A 246-nucleotide genomic window follows, 5' to 3' on the forward strand; every position below is an offset into this window, starting at 1 on the left:
AGGTAACACCCCCGCGGCCATCATCGCTGCATCGGTGCTGCTGTGGGCCGTGCATTTTCTGGTACTGCGCGGCATCAAGGAAGCAGCCTTCATCAACCTGGTCACCACTGTGGCCAAAATCGTGCCGTTGCTGATCTTCGTGGTCATTGCCGCTTTCGCGTTTCGCGCCGATATCTTCACGCGCGATATTTGGGGCCAGAGCAACCCGCAGTTCGGCAATGTGCTGAGCCAGGTGCGCAACATGAT

Annotated in this window: 1 protein-coding gene; it reads left to right on the forward strand. The window is 58.1% G+C overall.

Annotated features, from left to right (window positions below):
* The coding region (locus tag J5M56_RS26180) for an amino acid permease (protein ID WP_207938211.1) at positions 1-246 on the forward strand (246 nt) is incomplete at both ends.

The sequence above is a fragment of the Pseudomonas sp. 51_B genome, assembly GCF_017491595.1.
GTDB classification, from domain to species: Bacteria; Pseudomonadota; Gammaproteobacteria; order Pseudomonadales; family Pseudomonadaceae; genus Aquipseudomonas; species Aquipseudomonas promysalinigenes.